A 23,718-nucleotide genomic window follows, 5' to 3' on the forward strand; every position below is an offset into this window, starting at 1 on the left:
ATTACAGGCCGATGTGGTAGTGGCTGCATTAGGCGAAGCAGCCGATATGTCCGGAGAATCATCCAGCAGGGCAGATATTGGTTTACCTGAAAGCCAGCAACGCTTGTTAACTGCTTTGGTGCATACCGGAAAACCGGTGGTGGTGGTTTTATTTAACGGAAGACCATTGACGTTGGTTAAAGAAAGTCAGCAGGTTACTGCTATATTGGATGCATGGTTTGGTGGAACGGAAGCCGGAAATGGAATTGCAGACGTGTTATTTGGAAAAGAGAATCCTTCGGGTAAACTAACTGCTTCGTTTCCATTTAGTGTTGGGCAAATTCCGGTGTATTATAATCATTTAAATACAGGCAGACCTTATATTTTAGGTGGAGATACCAAATTTAAATCAGATTATTTAGATATTCCTAACACACCCCTGTTTCCGTTTGGTTTTGGATTAAGTTATACACGTTTTCATTATTCCCCGGTTACTTTATCTGACATTAGTTTGAAAAATGGAAGAACCATTCATGCATCAGTCAATGTTACGAATACCGGTAATTATGATGGGGAGGAAGTGGTACAACTATATCTGCGTGATGAAGTGGCATCTGTTAGCCGGCCGGTTAAAATGTTGAAAGGATTTCAAAAAATATTTTTAAAAAAGGGCGAAACCAAAACAGTTGACTTTCCGATAACGATTGATGTATTAAAGTTTTATAACAGCCAGTTAAAATATGTTACTGAGCCCGGAAAATATGAAGTGATGATTGGTACCAACAGTAATGAAGTGCAAACAGCTTCATTTACACTATTCAATAATTAAAAATTTGTGGTAGTCGTTTTTGTTAGATAGGGCCTGTTGCAATTACTTGCAATGGCCCTTTTTTTGCTATCAATGATGGGGTTTTATTTGTAGCGTTATTTTCTTTATCTTTTCTTTGAAATTAATTGATATGCAGCCGAATGATTTGTCTTTTCTCAATGATTTAAGAACGAATTTTCAATCAGGGGTTACCAAAACTTATGCTTTTAGAAAGCAGCAGTTACTGAATTTAAAAGCAGCCATTCTTCAATTTGAAAATGAATTGTATACTGCGCTGGAAGCTGATTTAAAAAAAAGCAGGGAAGAAGCCTGGGTTACGGAAATTGGGATGGTGGTGGCTGAAATAAATCATGCGCTGCACCATTTAAAAAATTGGATAAAGCCAAAAAATGTTGGTACTAATTTAGCGAATCTGCCTTCTTCCAGTAAAGTATATGCAGAACCCTGGGGCGTTGTATTAATCATTGCGCCATGGAACTATCCGGTTCAATTATTATTCAGTCCATTAGTAGGCGCCATTGCTGCCGGTAATGTGGCGGTGGTAAAACCGAGTGAGTTTGCGGAGGCAACTGCAAATATGTTACAAAAAATAATTGATACCACTTTTTCCAAAAATTATATTGCTTGCATTCAGGGAGATGGTGCTGAAGTGGTACCTGCTCTGATACGTTCATTTACATTCGATTATATTTTTTATACCGGCAGCACAGCAGTTGGTAAAATCATTTATACAATGGCTGCTGAAAAATTAGTGCCCGTTACATTGGAATTGGGGGGTAAAAGTCCTTGTTTAATTGATGCTGATGCCAATATTGCTATAGCTGCAAAACGGGTTGCTGTTACCAAATTCTCGAACTGTGGACAGATGTGTGTGGCCCCCGATTATGTTTTGGTGCATCATGCTATTCAGGAGGTTTTTGTACAAGAAATGAAAAAGGTAATTCATCAGTTTTTTGGAGATGATGCAGCCAACAATCCTGATTATGGTAAAATGATTAATGAAAAACAATGGAACAGGGTAGTTGGTTATTTACAACAGGGAACTATATTAGCAGGAGGCACCTTTCAAAAAGATAATTTATATATTGCGCCTACTTTATTAGCGGTATCTGATTTAAATGCTTCCATAATGAAAGAAGAAATTTTTGGTCCGGTATTGCCAATACTTTCTTATTCAACTCCGGAAGAAGTAGAATCTATTGTTTCCGTCAACCCAAATCCGTTAGCATTTTATGTATTTACGCAATCTAAAAAAAATGCCGAAGATTGGATACAAAAAATACCATCAGGTGGTGCCTGTATCAATAATGCCAGCTGGCATTTAACCAATCCAAATTTGCCTTTTGGCGGAAGGGGAGGCAGCGGACTGGGCGCTTATCATGGTAAATATTCTTTTAACACCTTCAGTCATCAAAAAACAGTAATGCAAACACCAACTTGGTTTGATCCGGCTATCAAATACCCGCCTTTTAAAGGAAAGCTGAAACTGTTTAAATGGCTGATTCGGTAAATGATGCGTTTTTTTGAACAACATCCATCAATGATGTGTTGCCTTGTTAGTACATTTTAAAATATAGTATGACAGTAAAACAAAGTTTGTTGAAATGGATATATCCCATTACCATGCAAATAGGTAAGTGGATGCCGGATAAAAAAAATTATCTGGTCAATTTGCAACAAGTGATACCGCCGGTAGATTTTTACACTTTGCAAGCCATTCAATCTGATGGCTCCGTTTTCAACTTTTCATCTTTACACGGGGGAAAAGTATTACTGGTGAATACTGCCAGTAATTGCGGTTTTACGGCGCAGTATAATGCGTTGGAGAAATTATATGAAACATATAAAGACCGGTTGAACATCCTGGCATTTCCATCCAATGATTTTAAAAATCAGGAACCGGATACGGATGCCAATATTAAAAATTTTTGCAGCTTGTATTACGGAGTACAATTTCCGTTAATGCAAAAATCGGTTGTGGTAAAATCTCAGGTGCAGCATCCTGTGTTCCAATGGTTGAGTGATGCGAACAGGAATGGATGGAATAATCAGGCACCAGTTTGGAATTTTAATAAATATCTTGTGAATGAATCAGGTATGTTAACGCATTATTTTTCTTCTTTTGTTTCGCCTTTATCTCCTAAATTTTTAGCCGCTATTGAACAGTGATGATGTAATTGCCGCTTGCCGCATAGCGATAGGAACGTACAAGTGTGCGACGCAACAGGTGCTGCACAACGATTTGTTGCCGGTAACATAATATTATACCGGGCATTTCTCGTGATAATTAATCAGTTCAATGGCTGTGCGCTCAAAACTGTACCCTTCATAATTCTGTTCAATTTCAGATAAAATGGCAATAATTTCTTCTGTTTCTTTTACGGTCACCAATCTGTTGCGGTATTCTTTTATGCCGGGTAAACCTTTTAAATAGTTGGCATAATGGCGGCGCATTTCATTAATGCCAACAATGGTGCCCTTCCATTCAACCGATTTTAAAAGATGGTTTTTACAAACGTCAATCCGTTCCCGTATAGTTGGTGAAGGTAATACTGTTTGTGTTTCGAAATAATGTTTAATTTCACGAAAAATCCAGGGATAGCCAATAGCGGCGCGGCCAATCATGATGCCATCTACACCATACCTGTTTTTGTATTCAAATGCTTTTTCGGGTGAGTCAATATCGCCATTTCCAAAAATGGGAATTTTGATGCGGGGATTATTTTTTACTTTGGCAATGAGCGTCCAGTCGGCTTCTCCCTTATACATTTGAGAACGGGTGCGACCATGAATAGATAAAGCTTGAATACCTACATCCTGCAAGCGTTCTGCTACTTCTTCAATATTTTTAGATTGCTCATCCCAACCCAAACGGGTTTTAACAGTTACCGGCAAATGCGTAGATTTTACAACGGATTCAGTCAGGCGTACCATTAAATCAACGTCTTTTAAAACGCCGGCTCCGGCACCTTTGCTGACAACTTTTTTAACCGGGCAACCAAAGTTAATGTCAACCAAATCGGGATGTACGGTTTCCACAATTTTAGCACTGAGCGCCATGGCTTCTTCATCGCCGCCAAAAATTTGTATGCCAATGGGGCGTTCGTAATCAAATATGTCTAATTTTCTTCTGCTTTTAATGGCATCACGAATCAATCCTTCACTCGATATAAATTCGGTGTACATTAAGTCTGCCCCATTCTCTTTACATACTGCCCTAAAAGGAGGATCACTAACATCTTCCATAGGAGCCAGCAATAAAGGAAAGGCCGGTAAGCTGATGTTTCCTATTTTTACCATTCAATTAAAAATTAATTGGTTGGTTAACAACCAAAGTGCAAATTTACAATCTTACAGATAAATTATGGATATGTTTGAAAATACAACACCGGAACAAGATGGTTTTGATGCCTTTACAGCAGAAAAGCCGGTTTTACGTAGTAGTAAAATTTCTTATTTTGGGCAGTTGGCCATTTTGATTGGCTTTGCGGGAATGGGTATTGTAGTGAGTAGTGTATTGGCAGTAATTATTTGGATGATGATGACGCACCAATCGTTTACCAGCATGGCTACCTATATTTTATTACCGGCTTATGCCAATGTAGCCAAACTGATTCAATTGGTAATGTCTTTTTGTATGTTTTTTTTGCCGGCATATTTTTTAGCATTGTTATTAAGCCGCAAGCCTTTGCAATACATGCAATATAATCGTAAAGTAAATATTCGTCAGGTATATTTGGTGATTGCAATGGTATTTGCGGGTTTGTTTTTAAGCGGTGCATTAACGCAGCTCAACCAAATTATTCCCATTCCACACAAATGGGAAGTGAGTTTTAAGGCAATGGAAAAAGCATATACCGATGGCGTAAAGGGGATGGCTTCCATGAAAAATTTTGGCGATTACCTGTACACATTGTTCGTTATTGCCATTGCGCCGGCCATTTTTGAAGAAACTTTTTTCAGAGGAGGGTTACAAAATATTCTGGTAAAATGGACTAAAAATGCGGCAGTAGGCATCATTATTACCAGTATCATTTTCAGTGCAGCGCACACCAGCTATTATGGTTTTTTACCCCGTTTTGGACTGGGCATTATTTTAGGCTATATTTATTATTATGGTAAAAATATATGGCTCAATATTTTGTTGCATTTTTTGAACAATGGCTTTGCTGTAACCATGTTGTATTTTGCTACCAAAAACGGACAGTTAAAAGAAGATGCTTTGGATGATACAACTTTTCCCTGGTATATTGGCATTGCAGCCGTTATAGCGTTAGTAGCATTATTTAAGTACTTTAAGCAGGTTACACCAACGCAGCAATCATTGGTATAAACTTTTTTTATGAAGGATAAACCCTCCTGGTATTTGTTATTCAGTACACAAAATTTTCCGAAAGCCAGCATTATAAAAGGAGTTTTGGAAGAAAACAGTATTCCGGTTCAGGTGCTGAATAAATTAGACAGCAGTTACCTGATATTCGGACAAATTGAAATTTATGTGCCCATGCATTTGAAAGATGTGGCACAGCATTTATTACAACAGTCGCTTTTAAATTAATTGAACGAATTGCTATGGCATTGAACCTGCAAACATTTAAAACCCGCACACTTACCGCATTGCTTTTTGTTATGATTATGCTGTCCGGGTTACTGATTAATCAGTGGAGTTTTTTTATATTATTTACCCTTATTCATTTTGGCTGCTGGCATGAGTATCAGCAATTAATTAAAAAAATATATCCGTCCTACAACGGTATTGGGTTGGTGCATGAATATGGAGTTATGTTTTTGGGATGGTGCTTTATGGTTTGGCGTTTTCATAACCCTTTTCCATTGGGCCAGGTAACCATGTATGGTTTGGGATGGTATTTGTTTTTATTAATGGCTGTTTTATTAATGGCCAAAGAAATTGTGTTGAAGAAGGAAATAGATCTTAAAATAATCGGGTATTCCTTATTGGGGCTTATTTATATTTCATTGAGCTGGAGTTTAATGATGGATATTCGAATTGGTTTTTGGCCTGTAGCAGGTATTAATAACTTACAAATATTTCCGGGGCTTGCCATTGTATTGCTATTGATTGGTACCATCTGGATCAATGATACCATGGCTTATTTGGTGGGTTCCTTTATCGGTAAAAGGCCGCTTGCTGCTATTTCTCCCAAAAAAACCTGGGAAGGTACCATTGGTGGAGCTATTATAGCCATAATTGTAGCTACTTTTCTGGGTATTCAGTTTACAGGTGTTTCGCTAAACATTGCATGGGGTATTACCATTATTGCTACGGTGGCCGGAACTTTCGGCGATTTGTTGGAAAGCAAATTAAAACGAATGGCGGGTGTAAAAGACAGTGGACAAATTATGCCGGGGCATGGTGGTTTTTTAGACCGATTCGATTCCTTGTTACTGGCAACGCCCATTGTTTGGCTTTTTTTATGGGCAATGAGTGGATTCCCTCTTTAAACTAACAGTATGAACTTTCATTTGGTGCTAACGTTAGTTAGTGTATTTTTGCAGCATGGGAAGAATTAAAACCGACACCAATAACTCTCGTAAAGAAGTAATTATAGCCAAAGCCGCTACTTTATTCAAAGAAAAAGGTTACAAAGCTGCCAGTATGCGTGAACTGGCTGATATTGTTGGCGTAGAAGCCGCCAGCCTATACAACCATATTAAAAGCAAAAGCGAATTATTGCACGAAATATGTTTTAGTGTAGCCAATCGCTATGGGCATTTTATGGAAACGGTAGAAGCTGAAACTTGCAGTAGTATTGAAAAAATAGAAAAGATTCTCCGTTTTCATATACATGGCATGATTAATCATTTTGATGAAGTATATGTGAGCGACCGGGAATGGAAATACCTTGAAGATCCCTATCTGTCTAATTTCCAAAATCAGCGGCGTACTTATCGCAAACGTTTTGCTGCCATTATAGAATCGGGTATTCAAAAAAAAGAAATAAAACCCATCGATGCAACTACAGCGGTGCTGATTATGTTGCATGCCATCAGCGGCATTGAAAGCTGGCACAGAAGTAAACAGCGCATCAGTGGTGATGTATTAGAAGAAAATATGATTACCATTCTGGTAGGCGGATTGAAAAATTAATGGATAGTACTCAATCAACCAGTTTCCCCAAATCATTAATTAAATCATTCGTTGTGGCACATTTTTATCCGGTAAAAGTGAATGAAGTATACCATGAAACCGATACGGCTGTTGTAATTGGTTTCGATATTCCAGATGAACTGAAGGCTGCATTTGCATTTACGGCAGGTCAGTACATTAACCTCAGAACACATATCAATGGGGAAGAAGTCAGGCGATCTTATTCACTGTGTTCTGCTCCTTCCGAACAACGGTGGCGCATTGCTGTAAAATTATTGCCGGATGGTATTTTTTCAAATTATGCATTTCATTGTTTAAAACCTGGCGATAGTATTGAGCTGATGCCCCCCATGGGTAAATTTTTTACCCCTTTACATCCCGAACAGCAAAAAAAATATGTTGCATTTGCTGCAGGAAGTGGTATTACGCCCATTTTATCCATCATTACCGCTACTCTGCAAACCGAAATTAAAAGTAGCTTTACATTAGTGTATGGCAATAAAAGCCGTGCCGATATGCTATTTAAAGAAGCCTTGGAAGCACTGAAAAATAAATACATGGATCGTTTTATACTTATACCTGTTTTTAGTAGGGAAAGAGTAGAAAGTCCATTGAACGAAGGACGCATTGATGCGCCAAAATGTGCTGTTTTAGCCAAACAGGCAATTGATCTTTCTGCCAGCGAATTTTTTATTTGCGGTCCTTTTGAAATGATAACCGTTGTAAAAAATTTTTTGCAGCAAAAAGGAATTGCTGATCAACATATTCATTTTGAGCTGTTTACTGCCTTGCACGCCAAACCAAGAACTGCAGCTACTGTTTATCAGGTGAATAAAAGTGTGTATGCCAGTAAAGTTACCATACGGTTAGACGGGCGTAGTTTTCAATTTCCATTGGCTGCTAATGGCATGAGTATTTTAGATGCAGCCCAGCAACAGGGCGCCGATGTGCCTTATGCCTGCAAAGGTGGTGTTTGTTCAACCTGTCGTGCTAAACTATTAAAAGGTAAGGTAAATATGGCGGTAAATTATGCCTTGGAGCCTGATGAAGTGGCTGCGGGTTTTATACTTACCTGCCAAAGTCATCCTGCTTCTGATGAAGTTTGGGTAGATTATGATGTTAAATAAACTAACAATTGTTAGTAAGCAGCGGGTATTTCCTTATTTTTGAAATCTAAATGGTTGGTTATGGATACAACAAAATTATCAGAGCAGTTTCAGCAAAAAATAGATGAGGATATAAAAATTGAGCCACAGGATTGGATGCCGGATGAATATCGCAAAACATTAATTCGCCAAATATCACAACATGCTCACAGCGAAGTGGTGGGTATGTTACCCGAAGGAAATTGGATTACCCGTGCCCCATCACTCAGGCGAAAAGCCATTTTATTGGCTAAAGTGCAGGATGAAGCCGGCCATGGCCTCTATCTGTATGCTGCTGGCGAAACACTGGGTATTACTCGCGATGAAATGTATCAACAGTTACACAGCGGCAAAGCAAAATATTCTTCCATATTTAATTATCCCACCCTCACCTGGGCCGATATGGGTGCCATTGGCTGGCTGGTAGATGGGGCTGCCATCATGAATCAGGTGCCTTTATCGCGCTGCTCTTATGGGCCTTATGCCCGTGCAATGGTAAGGGTTTGTAAGGAAGAGAGTTTTCATCAGCGGCAGGGTTTCGAAATTCTTTTAACTTTATCGAAAGGCAATGCTGCACAACGTAAAATGTGTCAGGATGCCATCAACCGTTGGTGGTGGCCTTCGTTAATGATGTTTGGGCCTTCCGATAATAATTCACCACATACTGCGCAAAGCATGCAGTGGAAAATTAAACGATTTACCAACGATGAGTTGCGCCAAAAATTTGTAGATGTATGTGCTGAACAGGTAAAGTTTTTGGGAATGACCTTGCCCGATAAAGATTTAAAATGGAATGAAGCAAAACAGCACTATGATTTTGGTGCCATTAACTGGGATGAATTTTGGAATGTGGTAAAAGGCAATGGCCCCTGTAACAAAGAAAGATTGGCAACCCGTGTACAGGCATGGGAAAATGGTGCCTGGGTTCGGGAAGCAGCTTTAGCGTATGAAGATAAAAAAGCAGCAAGGCAGTACCGTTATAATACAACACAGGCTGAAAGCAAAATGCCTGCAGGATAGTTGAATTCCTCATTTTTAAAGTAACTTTTATGTTGCAGTTAATAAAAAAATATTATTATGGCGATTATGGTGAAATTGAAGGGGGTGCTGCCCCTGCCCCGGGCTCTAATTCCCGTGAATGGCCTTTATGGGAAGTATTCATCAGAAGCAAGCAGGGGCTCGATCATAAACATGTGGGTAGTTTACATGCTGCAGATGCTGCTATGGCAATTGAGAATGCCAGAGATGTGTATACCCGCAGAATGGAGGGCGTAAGTATTTGGGTGGTGGAAAGTAAATACATTCATGCATCTAATCCCGATGAATCGGATGCTTTGTACGATCCTGCTAACGATAAAATTTACAGGCATCCCACTTTTTATCAGCTACCCGATGAATTGAAATATATGTAGTGCCTTGCACCGCCGGTTTTTTAAAAGAATTTTTCATGGAGTCAGATACAATTGTTATGAATGAAACAGCAATTACAGATGCATTGATTGATTGCACACTGCAATTGGCAGATGATAGCTTAATTATGGGACATCGCTGCAGCGAATGGTGTGGGCATGGCCCTGTTCTGGAACAGGATATTGCTTTAACCAATATTGCGTTGGATTATGTAGGGCAATCCCGTAACTTATACCAATATGCAGCTTTGTTATTGGAACAGTTACCCAAAGAAAAGGCACTATCGTTGGTAGATTTTGATATCATACCTGAGCATATAACAGAAGACAGCTTGGCTTATTTACGCGATGTGGGTGCTTTTAAAAATCATTTGTTGTTTGAACAGCCCAACGGTGATTGGGCACAAACCATACTTAAAATTTTCTTTTTCAGTGTGTATCGGTTTTATCTTTTTCAACAATTACAAAATAATGCTGATGAGCGATTGGCTGCCATTGCAGAAAAATCAGTAAAGGAAGTAACCTATCATTTGAAGTGGAGTAGCGAATGGGTGATTCGTTTAGGAGATGGTACTGATGAAAGTAAATTTCGTATGTTGCAGGCCATTGATGCCTTATGGCCTTTTGTGGGCGAATTGTTTGAACCTGCAGGATATGAAACCCTATGCTATTACTCAGATATGCTGACTTTTGAAAGGCTTCGTTCAGATTGGCTGAATAAAATCAATCAAATTTTTGAAACAGCAACCTTGCCACCACAATCAATTGGCCGTTGGCATCAAACCGGTGGAAAAAACGGTTATCATTCTGAACATTTGGGTTATATACTTGCTGAAATGCAATTTTTACAAAGAACCTTCCCCAATGCAATATGGTAAATAGATCCAATCATACGGAAGAAGCAATATGGCAGTTGCTGGAAACGGTAAAAGATCCCGAGGTTCCGGTGCTTTCTGTGGTTGATTTAGGTATTGTAAGAAAGGTTATCATTGAAGATGAAAATACAATTTCAATTGCTGTAACACCAACGTATAGTGGCTGTCCGGCCATGGATGTAATTCGAATGCAATTGCGAATATTGTTATTGGAAAATGGGTTTAAACAGGTGAATATTCAGCAGGTACTGTCACCTGCCTGGACTACAGACTGGATGTCTGAAAAAGGAAAGGAACAACTAAAAGCTTACGGCATTGCCCCACCGCTACCTAAACAAACAGTCTGCCATCCCGATGCTTTTCAGGAAGAAGAAGCCATTCAGTGCCCGCACTGTTTATCTTACCATACCCGTTTGGTTTCCCGATTTGGAAGCACAGCCTGTAAAGCATTGTATCAATGTTTGGATTGCAAAGAACCTTTTGATTATTTTAAATGTCATTAATCAAAAACAATGGCTGAAATTAATTTTGAAATACATAACGGTATAGCCTTTATTACACTAAACAGGCCTGAAAAGTTAAATGCTTTTAATCGATCTATGGCCTTACTGCTGCAGGAAAAATTAGATGTTTGTATGGATGCATCTGTTCGCTGTGTATATATTACAGGCGCCGGTAAAGGTTTTTGTGCCGGACAGGATTTGGAAGAAGTAATGGATCCAAATGGTACTGGAATGGATAGGATTTTAAAAGAACAGTTTAATCCTATTATTACCCGATTACAACAGTTACAAAAACCGGTTTTGGCTGCAGTGAATGGCGTTGCCGCAGGTGCCGGCGCCAATATTGCACTGGCATGTGATATAGTTGTGGCGCATGAACAGGCAGCATTTATTCAGGCTTTTTCTAAAATAGGATTAATACCCGATAGTGGCGGTACTTTCTTTTTACCGCGTTTAATTGGTCGTCAAAAAGCAATGGCATTGATGCTGTTGGGCGATAAAGTTACTGCTGCCGATGCCTGTAATATGGGTATGATTTATAAAACATTTGCTGCCGATGTATTTGAAACAGCATCCAAACAATTAGCACTTACCTTAGCCACCATGCCTACCCGGGCATTGGCGTATATTAAACAAGCAGTGCATTTATCTGCCGTTCAAACGCTGGAGCAGCAATTGGAATTAGAAGATCAGTTACAACAAAAAGCTGCCGCTACGAACGATTTTAAAGAAGGTGTAGTAGCTTTTATGCAAAAAAGAGTACCCAATTTTAAAGGTAATTAAATAATTCAACCATGCAATTGCAAAATAGTTTTGAACAGGTGGTACAGCAAATGATGAAAGATGACCTTTTTTCACAATGGCTGGGTATTCAGGTATTGGAGGTAAAAGAAGGGTATAGTAAAATTTCAATGTTGGTAAGGCCCGAAATGATGAACGGTATGGGTATTGTGCATGGCGGTATTGCCTTTTCGCTTGCCGATAGTGCATTTGCATTTGCCTGTAATAACCGCAACCAATTATCGGTGGCATTAGATACCTCCATTCAATTTTTGAAACCGGTGCATGTGCATGATATATTAACTGCTGAAGCTGTTGAATTGCATAATGGAAAAAGTACAGGTTTGTATTTAATTAAAATTTTTAATCAAAACCAACACCTGATTGCTTTATTCAAAGGCACCTGTTTTAGAACCTCAAAAAAAATAATACCATGATTTATCGGTTTCGTCAGTATATACCCGTTATTCATCCTTCTGCATGGGTGCATCCACAGGCAGCTGTAACCGGAAATGTAATGATCGGCAGTGATGTGTACATAGGACCGGGCGCCGCCATTCGGGGCGATTGGGGTAAAATTATTATTGAAGATGGTTGCAATGTTCAGGAAAACTGCACCATACATATGTTTCCGGGTGTAACTGTTGTATTAAAACAGGGTGCCCACATTGGGCATGGTGCCATTATTCACGGTGCTACTATTGGTGCCAATTGTTTAGTTGGTATGAATGCAGTGATTATGGATAATGTTGTTTTGGGTGATGAATGTATTGTTGGGGCATTAACATTCATCAAAGCAGATACTGCATTTGAACGCCGAAGTTTAATTGTTGGCAATCCTGCCAAAAAAATAAAAACGGTAAGTGATGAAATGTTACAATGGAAAACCGAAGGAACAAAATTATATCAATCATTATCCGCACAAATGCGTGAATATTGGACTGCTTGTGAGGCGCTAACTGAAATACCTGATGCTGATGGCGAAAGTGGACATTCAATTGTTTACAAAACATGGAATGAATCAAAACCCAATCAGTAAATACATTGCTGTACCTTTGTATTTCAATCATGCTGTTATATTGTGTCTGAAAAAAACAATTTCATAGATTATATCCGGGTATTTTGCCGCAGTGGTCATGGTGGTGCCGGCGCCAAACATTTCATGCGCAATAAATTAACCGCAAAAGGTGGCCCCGATGGTGGCGATGGTGGTCGCGGTGGTCATATCATATTACGTGGTAATGCCAATTTATGGACGTTACTGCATTTGCGTTATTACAAAAATGTGCTGGCAGAGAATGGTGAACCGGGATCAAAAAATAATTGTACCGGACATGACGGTGCGGATATTATTCTTGAAGTGCCGCTGGGAACCATTGCAAAGGATGAATTGACCGGTAAAATTGAAGCTGAAATTTTAGAAGATAAACAGGAAGTAATTTGGTTGAAAGGAGGTAGAGGCGGTTTAGGGAATGCCAATTTTGCTACACCTACCAATCAGGTGCCGGAATATGCCCAACCCGGCGAACCGGGAACGGAGGGCTGGAAATATTTAGAATTGAAAGTGTTGGCCGATGTGGGTTTGGTGGGATTTCCCAATGCAGGGAAATCTACTTTATTAAGTATAATTACTGCTGCAAAACCCAAAATTGCCGATTATGCATTTACCACCTTAATTCCGCAATTAGGAATGGTGGAATATCGGGATGGCAAAAGTTTTTGTATGGCCGATTTGCCCGGTATTATAGAGGGAGCTGCAGAAGGAAAAGGTTTAGGGCATCGTTTTTTACGGCATATTGAACGCAATTCGGTATTGCTTTTTTTAATACCTGCCGACAGTAATGACCATGCAGCGGAGTTTAAAATTTTATTGGAAGAATTAACCGCTTACAATCCTGAAATGCTGCAAAAAGATTTTATGATTGCTATTAGTAAAGCCGATATGCTGGATGAAGAATTAAAAGAAGCCATCCAACAACAACTACCATCCCATATACCTCACTTGTTTATATCCTCTGTAACCGGTCAGGGTTTAATGGCCTTAAAAGATGCGCTCTGGCAAATGTTGAACAAGCCTCTTTCAGCATAAACAATTCGTTTTTGCCGGCTACTTTTAAATGCATATACATTTATTATATGTATTATTTTTGGTGAAATCTTACTAAAAATACAAACGATCGTTAGTGTTTTGTTTGGTAACAATTCGTTAATGTAACAATTTTTTGTGTATTGGGTTACCTTTTTTCTATTTTTGTATTAATATTTGAAATGAAGTAGGCCTTACTGATTTATTCTTCAACGCACCGCTTGCCTACTATGAAATACACCATCTGATTGGTTGTCAAATGAAATCAAGTTTTTTTTAATCAAAAAAGATGCTTCGGCATCGGTGGAAAATTATTGTTTCATTTAAAACCAAAAAACATGAAAAAAGTAGCATTAAACAAAGTAGCCAACAAATTTTTTGCAGGCAGTTTAGTAGCAGCAGCATTATTTTTATCAGTACATGCACATGCAGCCAACAACATTACCAAAGCAGAAAACGACAACAACAAAGTTCAAATTAAATATACCGGTAGTAATGATGAGTATTTAAATTTTACTGTATCATATTCCAATCCAACCGGTAACAAATTTGATTTAACTTTTTATGATGAAAGTGGCGATGTAATTTATTCTAACACTTTTAAAGATCAGAATTTTGTAAAACGTTTCAGCGTTCCAAAATCTGCTTATCAAAAGTTAACGGTGGTGGTTAGCAATGCCAATGGTGTTGACCAAAAGAAATTTGATATTGCTATTCGTACCAAACAAGTGGATGATGTAAAAATTAGCCAACTGTAAGGGTGTAAATTAAAAATTTTGTAAAAAGAAAAAGCTATTGCAAACAAATGTGCAATAGCTTTTTTGATGGGGTGCAATGCTTTTTAGCTAAATAAATATTCCAGATCTTCTCTGCTCAGTGATTTTACAAAGCCTTCATCATCTGTTATTAAATCTCTTGCAAGGGCTCTTTTTCTTTCCTGAAGGTTTAAAATTTTATCTTCTACCGTATCAGTACAGATCATGCGATAAGCAAAAATATTTTTGGTTTGTCCAATCCGGTGTGTTCTGTCAATGGCTTGTTGTTCTACTGCCGGGTTCCACCATGGGTCAACAATATACACATAATCGGCAGCGGTTAAATTTAAACCAACGCCACCGGCTTTCAGTGAAATAAGAAATACCCTGCAACTTTCTTCATTTTGAAAACGTTCAATTGCCTTTTGCCTGCCTTCTGCCGATGTGCTGCCATCAAAATATTCATAATCAATACCCAGTTCATTTAATTTTTCTTTGATGAGTGCCAGCATACCCAAAAACTGTGAAAATATTAATGCCTTATGGTTACTGATGTTTTCAGTAATTTCTCTGCCCAATTCTTCCAGTTTAACCGAAACATTCGGGTACTTTTCATCTTCTTTAATAATGGCTGGGCTATCGCAAATTTGCCGTAGTTTCATTAAGCCCTGCAGAATGGTTAACTGCGATTTTTGAACGCCTTGTGTATCTACCACACCCAGAATTTTTTCACGAAAATCATTTCTGTATGCATCGTAAATTTTTCGTTGTTCTGCACCCATTTCGCAAAATAAAACCATCTCCTGTTTTTCGGGCAAATCCTGTGCCACCTGTTCTTTGGTTCTTCTTAAAATAAATGGGTATAATAATTTTCGAAGATGTTCTTTCTGTTCTTTTTCATTAAACTTATCGATGGGTATAGCAAATTCCTGTTTAAAGAATTCAACAGTTCCCAACATCCCAGGGTTTAAAAAATTCATCTGCGCAAAAATATCGAACGTATTATTTTGAAGTGGTGTACCACTTAAGCATAGTCTGTTTTTCGCCTTCAGTAAACAGGCTGCTTTTGTTACTTTGCTGGAAGGGTTTTTAATTGCCTGACTTTCATCCAATACCACATAATCGAAAGGTATTTCTATAAATTGTTTAATGTCGCTACGTAAAGTGCCATACGTTGTAATGATTACATCGTAATTGGTATTGGTTAATGATTCTTTTTCTCTGGCTCCGCCATGGTGCACGTAATGTGATAATTCAGGCGTAAATTTTTTAATTTCATTTTGCCAGTTAAACATCAGCGTAGTAGGACAAACCACTAAGGTTCTTAAATGGCCTTGTTCTTTTTTGATATGATACATAAATGCCAATGCCTGAATGGTTTTACCCAAACCCATATCATCTGCTAAAATTCCGCCCCATTGTACTTCGCGTAAGTAATTTAGCCATTGAAACCCACTTTCCTGGTAAGGCCTTAAAACACTTTGTAAGTGTGCCGGAGCAGGTGTAGGCTGAATGGTATGATTATCTTTTAATTTTTCATATTTTTTTTCTAATTGAATAACTAATTCTTCGTCGTTACGCTGCGCATATAGTTCTTCTATTACACCAAAATGATACTTGCTCAGCTTCATGTTGGTGTTCTTTCCTTCACCAATTCTAAAAAGCAGCGCATATTTTTTTAGCCATTCTTCGGGTAAAATTCCCAAAGTGCCGTCGGTAAGTTGTACAAACTGTTGTTTGTTGGCCAATGCTTTTTTTACATCTGCTACGGTAATTTTTTGCTCGCCAAACTGAATTTCTACTTTGGCATCAAACCAATCTGTATGTGAACTGATGAAAATTTTGGTAGAAGGTTTTGCTGTATTGAACCTGAATTTTTTCAGGCTTTCAAAACCATAAATAGGTGTTGCCCTATCTTTTAAAGTATCTATAAAAAGAAAGAACCAATTGTTTTTAAGTACATCAACTCCCTTTAACGCCAATGCAGTTCCGCTATCAGATTGTAAGAAATGGGAATGGAGTTTTTGTATTTCCTGAATAAATGATTGCTCTGCTTCTGTATTGCGATAAATCATTAAAATGGTATCGCCCTGCGGTATAATTATTTTTTCATTATCGCCTGGTTTTATCTGGTAACCCTGGTAAGTGAATATGGGTTGAAACAATAAGTAATCGCCTTTTTCTTTTAGCAGAACGCCTGTTTCGGGTTTACTGTCTCTTACTTCTTTTTTGTGAATATTTCCAAATTGTATATTGTATTGTTTAGAGAGCGGAATGATGAATTGCTCTAATTTATTTTTCCATTCTTCTGCTGCAATCACAATTTGCCCATCCGGCAAAAATTGTTCAATCAATAAAATATCTTCCGGTCGTTCCCAATTATAAAATCTGCCATTGTTTAAAAATAGAAATGGAGTATTGATTTCGTTTTCATTTACACTAATTCTGCCAACAGGTAATTTAGCATAACATTCTATAATGTATTGATTATCTTTTTGCTGAATAAAAAATTCAGGTACAAGTGTTTGCTGTTCAAATTCGGCCGGTTCAATATTTGCGGTAGTAAAATTTTTTCCGGCGGGTAAATAGAAAGTAAAATTACTTTCGGCCAGTTCAACAAATAATTTTTTGAATTTAGGGTGCAGGTATTCGTTAATCAGATGTTTGGTTTCTTCCGGCAATTCATCGCCATGTTGCTGAATAATATTATCCCAAATGCCGCTGAATGGTGAGTTTCTGGTTAAATATCTGCTTACTTCCGTTGGCAATAATTTGCGTAATTGTTGTACTAAAATTTTATCTTCTTCATTAAAAACTTCCGTATTAACAAATTTATTTAAATCAACTTTTTCAATTTTACCGGTGTATTTGCTAAAGTCTTCATCAATTTCTCCTTGTATGGCATCTACTTGTATGTATGGGTATTGTGGTTGATTTAATATAATAATGGTACCCAACTTCTGTTGTATTTTGCCGATAATGGTATTGGTTTCCTGAACTGCCTGTTCGGCAACATGATTTTGTTGCTGGTTTCTTTCTGCAAGATATGCAGGCTGAGGTACCAATTCGGTATGTGTATTTTGGGTAATGCGTTTAATAGACGGATCTAATACTTTTAAAAATGGCTTTCCGTTGGTATAAGTAAACTCAAATTTGCCGGATAAGTCATCAGTTAATGCATAGCCATAGAGTGATAATAGTTTATTTTTTTCTTTGTCCCAATTTCTGATGGAATCAAAATAATTGGGGCCATAATTATTGAGTAATTGAAGCAGTACAATGGTTTTATGAACACATAAAGGGTGATGTGTATCACTGTTACAATTACATCCTGTATCAAAATTGCGTTCTTCATTTTTTTGCAGAAAAATGGTGAACTTTTGTTGATCAATGAATAGTTCGGCAACTACTTTTTCATCTTTTGCTTCAATAATATTGGCAGTATTGGAACGAACAAAATTTTCCGCAAAAGGATAGTTCTCCTGGCCGGTGAGCATGCGGATAAGCTTTACGTCTAAAACTTTCATTTTAACAACCGTATGCTTTTGGTCGTAACTAATGTCTTTTTCGCCCAATAAATTTTTATCAATCATTTCCTGCAACTGGAATAATGCACCGGCTTTGTGCCTGCAAATTTCAGTTAAGTTATAAGGACAGGTACAGCGCAACGAAAGTGTTTTGGGATCTTTATAATGTTGAATATAAACTTTGTAAAAAGTACCGTAGGTATCGTCTTTTACCCTGAAAACAACGCTGTTCATTAAAGCATCATGTTCAATCAGTTCTACGTTGCCGGATGCATGTATTTTTTTTCCACGGCGAATGACTTCTTCGGCTCCGTTATTATAAATATGCTTAATTAAATAGGGTAATGCCATAATTCCTGAACACTGCTAATATGAATAATTTGCTTTTCAAGGATGCCTTTTTTTACTGAAAAGGGCAATTTGCAAATTTACGGCTTTGTTGCGTAGCAGGTGTCAAAAATTTTGATCATTATATGAAATGTTTGTTAACTCACCGGGCTTAGCTTTCTATTAAAAACCTTAATGCATGGCCAATAATGCACCATTTTTATACAGTGGTAAAACATTGGCTACATTTGGAGTTACACAATATTCTAAATCTTTTTCCAAGCCATAAGCAGAAAGACGATGCCAGTGTGTTGTTTTTCGGATAAATGTGTGCATATTATCTTGATGCAAGGTATACATTTCCTGTGCCATGAGCGATGCATCGCAATGAATTTTAAAATGATTGGTCACTTTGTTTACAACAGCCCCTGCAAATAGGGTATCTTCTAAATTAAATTTATCTTTCCAGGCTGAGCATCCTAAAATAACATTCTTTTTTTGTTGCATTAAAAATTCTGTTACTGCAGCAAGATTTGGGAAAGAACCTGTTATAATTTCTGCAGCACCATTGTTTAATGCCATGTGTAACAAGCGGGTGCCGTTAGTGGTGGTTAATACCAATGTTTTACCCTCAATAAAAGATTTAGGATAATCGCCGGGTGAATTACCATATTGTAATCCTTCAATTACTTTTCCGTCTCTCTCGCCTGCTGTGATGCTATTGGGTGTGGCTTTGCCAAGGGCTATGCATTGTTCAACACTATCAACCGGAATAATTTTTTCCGCTCCATTGTATAAAGCAGTAGCAATAGTTGAAGTGGCTCTGAACACATCTATTATCACTACAATCGTATTGCTTAAATCATATAAATGTAAAAGTGCTGGCGATAAAACGGTATGCAAAACTGGTTGTTTCATATTTTTTTATTTAAAATGCAAGGTAATTCAACGATTCGTTCCAATGAATGTATTGAATGCAAAATTGAGCTGGTTGATAAGTTTGCAAAGATACTTGCGTGAATGAATTTTATTAGGGTGATGTACGCCTATTTTCTGTATTTTATTTTCACTTTTATAATGCCACTTCCCAGCATATCTAATTTTTTTGCCGCCGATTTACTGAGGTCAATGATTCTGCCTTTTACAAACGGCCCTCTGTCGTTAATGCGCACAATTACTGATTTATGATTGGTTAAGTTAATGACGCTTACCTGTGTGCCAAAAGGCAGATGTTTATGTGCAGCAGTATAATTGGATTGATGAAACAATTCGCCACTGGCTGTTTTTTTTCCTTCAAATTTATCGGCATAGTAAGAGGCATAGCCCATTTCTGTGTGTACCCTCCCAGTTCCTCCCAAGGTTTTATCGGGTACTGTTTTTCTATGGCAGGCTACTGCCAATATGCAAAGCAAAAGAATGCTGCTTTTTTGAGGTAACAATTTGTTTAAGTTTATTTTTCGGAAGAATATCATCACGTATTTTATTTTTTAAACGATGGAATGGGTACAATATATTAAAAAAAACAGGCAACAAATTTTGTTGCCTGTAAACAATGCTTTATTAAAAATTTATCAGGATAAAAAGGGCATTTTTACAATTTGTGCTTTTACCAAATTGTTCCTGATTTCAATAAAAATAGTGTTGCCCAAAGCTGCTTGTGCTATGTTTACATAGCCCATGCCTATTCCTTTGTTTAATGAGGGCGATTGTGTACCACTGGTAACATGGCCAATGGTTTCGCCCTGTTCATTTTTTATCAGGTAATGATGGCGTGGAATACCCCGGTCAATCATTTCAAATCCAACTAATTTTTTTTGTATGCCATTTTGTTTTTGTTCCTGTAAAATAGATTTGGCAGTGAACTCTTTGGTAAATTTTGTAATCCATCCTAAACCGGCTTCTAATGGGGTAGTGGTATCATCAATATCATTACCATACAGGCAATAACCCATTTCCAAACGTAATGTATCTCTGGCGCCGAGCCCTATTGGTTTTAATCCTTGTGGTGTTCCGGTTTGCATGATGGCATTCCAAATGGTTGCTGCTGAACCATTGCTGTCTTCAAAATAAATTTCAATGCCGCCTGCACCCGTATAACCGGTGGCACTAATTAAAACATTTTCAATACCTGCAAATGTTGTTTTGATAAAAGTATAATAAGATAAGTTTAATATATCAGCACCTGCTAAAGGTTGTAATATTTTTGTGGCGTTTGGTCCTTGTATAGCCAGCAAGCAGGTTTTATCGCTAATGTTGTGCATTTCGGCACCAAAAGTTTCATTGTTTTGACGAATCCAGTTCCAGTCTTTTTCTATGTTGGCTGCATTTACAACCAGCATATACGACTGGTTTTCATCTAAGCAATACACAATTAAATCATCTACAATACCTCCGTTTGTATTGGTTAGGCAACTGTATTGCGCTTTCCCTTTTGTTAATTTAGCAGCATCATTGGTAGTAATTTGTTGAATAAGCGGCAATGCTTGTGGGCCTTTTAGAATAAATTCGCCCATGTGGCTAACATCAAAAATACCGGCGTTGTTTCTAACGGTTTGGTGTTCATCATTAATGCCAGTGTAACTAATAGGCATATTGTATCCGGCAAATTCTGCCATTTTAGCGCCTAACGCTATGTGGTATTGGGTAAAAGCTGTGTTCTTCATGTGTGCATTTTGTTGGCAACAAAAGTAAGTGAAGTAGCAATGGGGTAAAAAAATAATTGCATACATATATTAAATTATATATACAAAGTGCCCCTGCCGGGAACGGCAACGGGCACAGGGGTATTCCCAACTTCAACCTATTTTAAATCGCGAATCGCGTTCTGATTAAATCAGTTACATTTTGTTGCAGCATATTTATTGAGTCGTTTGAATTGGCTGTAACCTTTGTTTTTTTGGGTGCTTCGGGCTGGTAGTGATAGTGGTTGCTGTCTTTGCTGCCCGGTTGGTTCAATTCTTTTTTCAAATCGTCCGATTCTTTTTGTAATTGCTCTAATTTTTCTTTTATAATTTTTTTCTGTTCGTTAAAGTTGGGCGTACTATTGTTACTTTCATCTGAAAAATCATCCAATGCTTTTAAACCATTTTTGGTCATGATGTAAGTTATATTTGATTTCCAGTTGAAAGCAGCATCATCATTCCAACCCCAGTTCCAATTATCATCAAACCCAAAATAAACATCTGTTCCATCATCCCAATTTTTTTTGCTGGTAATTTTTATTTTTTTGCCTACCGGTACAGCTATGGTTACAATTACATGTTGGTTTCTGAATTTATTGTTTTGGTTAATAGCAATACTGTTGTTAAACTGAATGGTAGAATCGTTTTGTGTAATTTGAAAAGCAATGGCATCGGCATTTATATTGGCGTCAGTTCTGCTTGATCCATTCGCTAATTTTACTGCACTAATAAAAAAACTGTCGGTAGCTGATTGAACGATTCGGATATTGATATTTCTAATATATACGCTATCTTCATCTATATTGGTAAAAGGATCTAATCTAAACCAACGGTTGTTGTTATAATAAAATTTATTTTCATTGCCACGAACAATTTCTAAATAACCTTTGGTGGGTTGTTGTATTTTCACAGTTTGTTCTATAGGGTTGTTGTGGTATCTAAAATCATTGCGTAAAGAAACCATCAAACCAATAAAGCAAAACAAACCAATGAACCAAAGTGCCGTAAAACTGTAGCGGATAATATTTTTATTACCCTTAATATTGGCTATTTTTCTAATGATAAAAGTAACAATACCTATTACCGGCACCCAAATAAAAAATATAAGTGTGCCCCATGCAAAAATGCTTTGCCATCCACTTTCTAATATATAATTTTTTAAAGGCATTAATCCGGTAAATACAATGCCTATAGCAAATAAGGCCACTACAATAGCAAATAACACAACCCCAATAATGAAATAGGCAAATATTTTAAACAGCAATACAATTACATCGCCTAAGTCTTTGCTGGTTTTGCGTGCTGCTATGGTTGCTTCCGTACCCATTTGTTTGCTTTTTTCGCTGACTGTTTTTCCTATTTCCTGTGCTTTATTTTTTATTTCATTTCCCATTTTTTCTGCACGATCTTTCCATCCTTCCATATCACTTTGAATGGTGTTTTTAATGCTTTCCACATCTACTTTTTCGCCGCGCAGTTCTAATTTTTCTGCAGCCGTTTTGGCTTCAGGCAATACTATCCAAAATATAATGTAAATAACCAGAGCACCCGGACTAAATGAAAAGTTTACAAAACTTGGGAAATCAAATAATCCCCAATGCCAGTGCCGGAAAGCGAAGGATAAAAATGGCAGTATAAATAATGCCCGTGGTATCCAAACATTGATACCAAAATATTTAGATAATCCGCTGCAAACCCCTGCAATTATTTTATCGTCCGGGTCGCGATATAGTTTTTTGCGTTGTGCCCCAATTACTTTTGAAGCTGTACTGGGCACGGCAATCCACAATACTAAATAAGGAATAAATGTTACCCCAATAAAAATGGCAGTGAGGATACGAATAATAAGTGGGTCAATATTGAGGTAGTTGGCAATACCACTGCATACACCACCTAAAATTTTGTTGTTTTCATCACGAAATAATCGGTTAGCAGTGCCGGTACTGGTGCTAGTGCTATTGCTTTTACTTTCTGCACCGGGTTGCGCTGTACTATTTACACCCTCTTCATCAAAATCCTGCGGCCTGCCCATACTATTTAATATGGTTTCTACATCTGCATCCGTAATACAGGTATTGCCTTTTTGAAGTACTTCTGCAAATAATTCTGCAATCCTTCCTTCTATATCATTAATAATTTCATCGCGTCCTTCTTCATTGGCAAAATACAAACGCAGGCTATCTATATATTGCTGTAATGCCTCATAGGCAGATTCTTCAATGGGAACAATTCTTCCCTGAAAATTAATGTTGATTACCTTTTTCATGGTTAAATGTTTTGTTTGCCGAATAAAATAGGTGCCGGCATGGTTTAGGCCGTTCCAATGATTCTATTCAGAAAGTTGGTTAAGGTTGGTCTGTTTCTTCGTTTTGGTTTTTTGGCTTTGTTAAGGCATGAACGGCATCGGCCAGTTCGTTCCAGGTGTCTTTTAGTTCTTCGTAAAACGCCAAACCTTTATCCGTCATCATAAAATATTTCCTTGGCGGTCCACTGCTGCTTTCTACCCATCTGTAACTAAGCAGGCCTGCATTTTTTAAACGGGTAAGCAATGGATATAATGTTCCTTCCAAAATGTTTAAGTTGGCGGCTCTCATTTGTTCAACAATATCGCTCGGATACACTTCGCCCTGGCGAATAACTGATAAGATGCAAAACTCCAATACCCCTTTACGCATCTGGCTTTGTGTGTTTTGAATGTCCATACTTTTCGGAG

The 23,718-nt window shown here is 37.7% G+C and carries 24 protein-coding genes; 17 read left to right on the forward strand and 7 right to left on the reverse strand.

Going from position 1 to position 23,718, the window contains the following annotated elements; genetic code table 11:
* The 3 genes from A0F92_RS11300 to A0F92_RS11310 all read left to right on the forward strand — a co-directional run.
* A partial coding sequence (locus A0F92_RS11300; protein ID WP_253810398.1) for a glycoside hydrolase family 3 C-terminal domain-containing protein occupies positions 1–808 on the forward strand: 808 nt, incomplete at its 5' end.
* 130 nt (positions 809–938) lie between these two features.
* Positions 939–2,318, forward strand: a complete 1,380-nt coding sequence (locus tag A0F92_RS11305) for an aldehyde dehydrogenase family protein (RefSeq protein WP_068246247.1) — start codon at positions 939–941, stop codon at positions 2,316–2,318.
* Between the two features lie 68 nt (positions 2,319–2,386).
* Positions 2,387–2,977: a glutathione peroxidase gene (locus A0F92_RS11310; protein WP_068245966.1), complete on the forward strand. Its 591-nt coding sequence runs from the start codon at positions 2,387–2,389 to the stop codon at positions 2,975–2,977.
* A gap of 93 nt (positions 2,978–3,070) precedes the next feature.
* On the opposite strand, the gene dusB is transcribed toward A0F92_RS11310, so the two are convergent.
* Complete coding sequence (gene dusB, locus A0F92_RS11315) at positions 3,071–4,108, reverse strand: tRNA dihydrouridine synthase DusB (RefSeq protein ID WP_068245969.1); 1,038 nt, start codon at positions 4,106–4,108, stop codon at positions 3,071–3,073.
* 70 nt (positions 4,109–4,178) lie between these two features.
* On the opposite strand from dusB, the gene A0F92_RS11320 reads away from it, so the two are divergent.
* The 14 genes from A0F92_RS11320 (at position 4,179) to A0F92_RS11385 (ending at position 14,473) form a co-directional block, all read left to right on the forward strand.
* Positions 4,179–5,141 (forward strand): CPBP family intramembrane glutamic endopeptidase, encoded by a 963-nt coding sequence (locus A0F92_RS11320; RefSeq protein WP_167517047.1) that lies wholly within the window; start codon positions 4,179–4,181, stop codon positions 5,139–5,141.
* A gap of 9 nt (positions 5,142–5,150) precedes the next feature.
* A complete protein-coding gene (locus A0F92_RS11325) occupies positions 5,151–5,366 on the forward strand; it encodes a putative signal transducing protein (protein ID WP_068245973.1) in 216 nt (71 codons plus the stop codon).
* 14 nt (positions 5,367–5,380) lie between these two features.
* Positions 5,381–6,271, forward strand: a complete 891-nt coding sequence (locus tag A0F92_RS11330) for a phosphatidate cytidylyltransferase (RefSeq protein WP_068245976.1) — start codon at positions 5,381–5,383, stop codon at positions 6,269–6,271.
* Between the two features lie 55 nt (positions 6,272–6,326).
* Entirely contained in the window at positions 6,327–6,917 is a 591-nt protein-coding gene (locus A0F92_RS11335; RefSeq protein WP_068245980.1) for a TetR/AcrR family transcriptional regulator, read from the forward strand.
* 53 nt (positions 6,918–6,970) lie between these two features.
* The gene (gene paaE / locus A0F92_RS11340; RefSeq protein ID WP_068246250.1) at positions 6,971–8,044 is read left to right on the forward strand and encodes a 1,2-phenylacetyl-CoA epoxidase subunit PaaE; all 1,074 of its coding nucleotides are present in this window, start codon (positions 6,971–6,973) and stop codon (positions 8,042–8,044) included.
* A 60-nt stretch (positions 8,045–8,104) separates the two neighbouring features.
* Positions 8,105–9,082 carry a 1,2-phenylacetyl-CoA epoxidase subunit PaaA gene (gene paaA / locus A0F92_RS11345; protein ID WP_068246253.1) on the forward strand — a complete coding sequence of 326 codons (978 nt, stop codon included), beginning with the start codon at positions 8,105–8,107 and terminating at the stop codon, positions 9,080–9,082.
* A 29-nt stretch (positions 9,083–9,111) separates the two neighbouring features.
* Entirely contained in the window at positions 9,112–9,474 is a 363-nt protein-coding gene (gene paaB, locus A0F92_RS11350) for a 1,2-phenylacetyl-CoA epoxidase subunit PaaB (protein WP_167517049.1), read from the forward strand.
* A 35-nt stretch (positions 9,475–9,509) separates the two neighbouring features.
* Positions 9,510–10,349 (forward strand): 1,2-phenylacetyl-CoA epoxidase subunit PaaC, encoded by an 840-nt coding sequence (gene paaC / locus A0F92_RS11355; RefSeq protein ID WP_068246257.1) that lies wholly within the window; start codon positions 9,510–9,512, stop codon positions 10,347–10,349.
* Complete coding sequence (gene paaD / locus A0F92_RS11360; protein WP_068245983.1) at positions 10,343–10,849, forward strand: 1,2-phenylacetyl-CoA epoxidase subunit PaaD; 507 nt, start codon at positions 10,343–10,345, stop codon at positions 10,847–10,849. The genes paaC and paaD overlap by 7 nt, the downstream gene beginning before the upstream one ends.
* Positions 10,850–10,858: 9 nt before the next feature.
* Positions 10,859–11,632, forward strand: coding sequence for an enoyl-CoA hydratase-related protein (locus tag A0F92_RS11365; RefSeq protein WP_068245986.1), 774 nt, complete (start codon positions 10,859–10,861; stop codon positions 11,630–11,632).
* An 11-nt stretch (positions 11,633–11,643) separates the two neighbouring features.
* A complete protein-coding gene (gene paaI / locus A0F92_RS11370; RefSeq protein WP_068245989.1) occupies positions 11,644–12,066 on the forward strand; it encodes a hydroxyphenylacetyl-CoA thioesterase PaaI in 423 nt (140 codons plus the stop codon).
* Positions 12,063–12,668, forward strand: a complete 606-nt coding sequence (locus A0F92_RS11375) for an acyltransferase (RefSeq protein ID WP_068245995.1) — start codon at positions 12,063–12,065, stop codon at positions 12,666–12,668. The genes paaI and A0F92_RS11375 overlap by 4 nt, the downstream gene beginning before the upstream one ends.
* 42 nt (positions 12,669–12,710) lie before the next feature.
* Entirely contained in the window at positions 12,711–13,718 is a 1,008-nt protein-coding gene (gene obgE / locus A0F92_RS11380) for a GTPase ObgE (protein ID WP_068246001.1), read from the forward strand.
* Between the two features lie 335 nt (positions 13,719–14,053).
* Positions 14,054–14,473 carry a hypothetical protein gene (locus tag A0F92_RS11385; RefSeq protein WP_068246008.1) on the forward strand — a complete coding sequence of 140 codons (420 nt, stop codon included), beginning with the start codon at positions 14,054–14,056 and terminating at the stop codon, positions 14,471–14,473.
* 83 nt (positions 14,474–14,556) lie between these two features.
* On the opposite strand, the gene A0F92_RS11390 is transcribed toward A0F92_RS11385, so the two are convergent.
* From A0F92_RS11390 to A0F92_RS11415, 6 genes are all read right to left on the reverse strand, one after another.
* Complete coding sequence (locus A0F92_RS11390; RefSeq protein WP_068246011.1) at positions 14,557–18,348, reverse strand: DEAD/DEAH box helicase; 3,792 nt, start codon at positions 18,346–18,348, stop codon at positions 14,557–14,559.
* A gap of 168 nt (positions 18,349–18,516) precedes the next feature.
* Positions 18,517–19,242 carry a 2-phosphosulfolactate phosphatase gene (locus A0F92_RS11395; RefSeq protein WP_068246014.1) on the reverse strand — a complete coding sequence of 242 codons (726 nt, stop codon included), beginning with the start codon at positions 19,240–19,242 and terminating at the stop codon, positions 18,517–18,519.
* A gap of 128 nt (positions 19,243–19,370) precedes the next feature.
* Entirely contained in the window at positions 19,371–19,763 is a 393-nt protein-coding gene (locus tag A0F92_RS11400) for a septal ring lytic transglycosylase RlpA family protein (RefSeq protein ID WP_253810401.1), read from the reverse strand.
* A 132-nt stretch (positions 19,764–19,895) separates the two neighbouring features.
* Positions 19,896–20,987 carry a glycine cleavage system aminomethyltransferase GcvT gene (gene gcvT / locus A0F92_RS11405; RefSeq protein WP_068246019.1) on the reverse strand — a complete coding sequence of 364 codons (1,092 nt, stop codon included), beginning with the start codon at positions 20,985–20,987 and terminating at the stop codon, positions 19,896–19,898.
* Positions 20,988–21,129: 142 nt separating this feature from the next.
* Positions 21,130–23,271, reverse strand: a complete 2,142-nt coding sequence (locus tag A0F92_RS11410; RefSeq protein WP_068246022.1) for a PspC domain-containing protein — start codon at positions 23,269–23,271, stop codon at positions 21,130–21,132.
* Positions 23,272–23,350: 79 nt separating this feature from the next.
* Positions 23,351–23,707, reverse strand: coding sequence for a PadR family transcriptional regulator (locus A0F92_RS11415; protein ID WP_068246260.1), 357 nt, complete (start codon positions 23,705–23,707; stop codon positions 23,351–23,353).
* Positions 23,708–23,718 lie beyond the last annotated feature (11 nt).

The sequence above is a fragment of the Hydrotalea flava genome (assembly GCF_001623405.1).
In the GTDB taxonomy this organism is placed as follows: domain Bacteria; phylum Bacteroidota; class Bacteroidia; order Chitinophagales; family Chitinophagaceae; genus Hydrotalea; species Hydrotalea flava.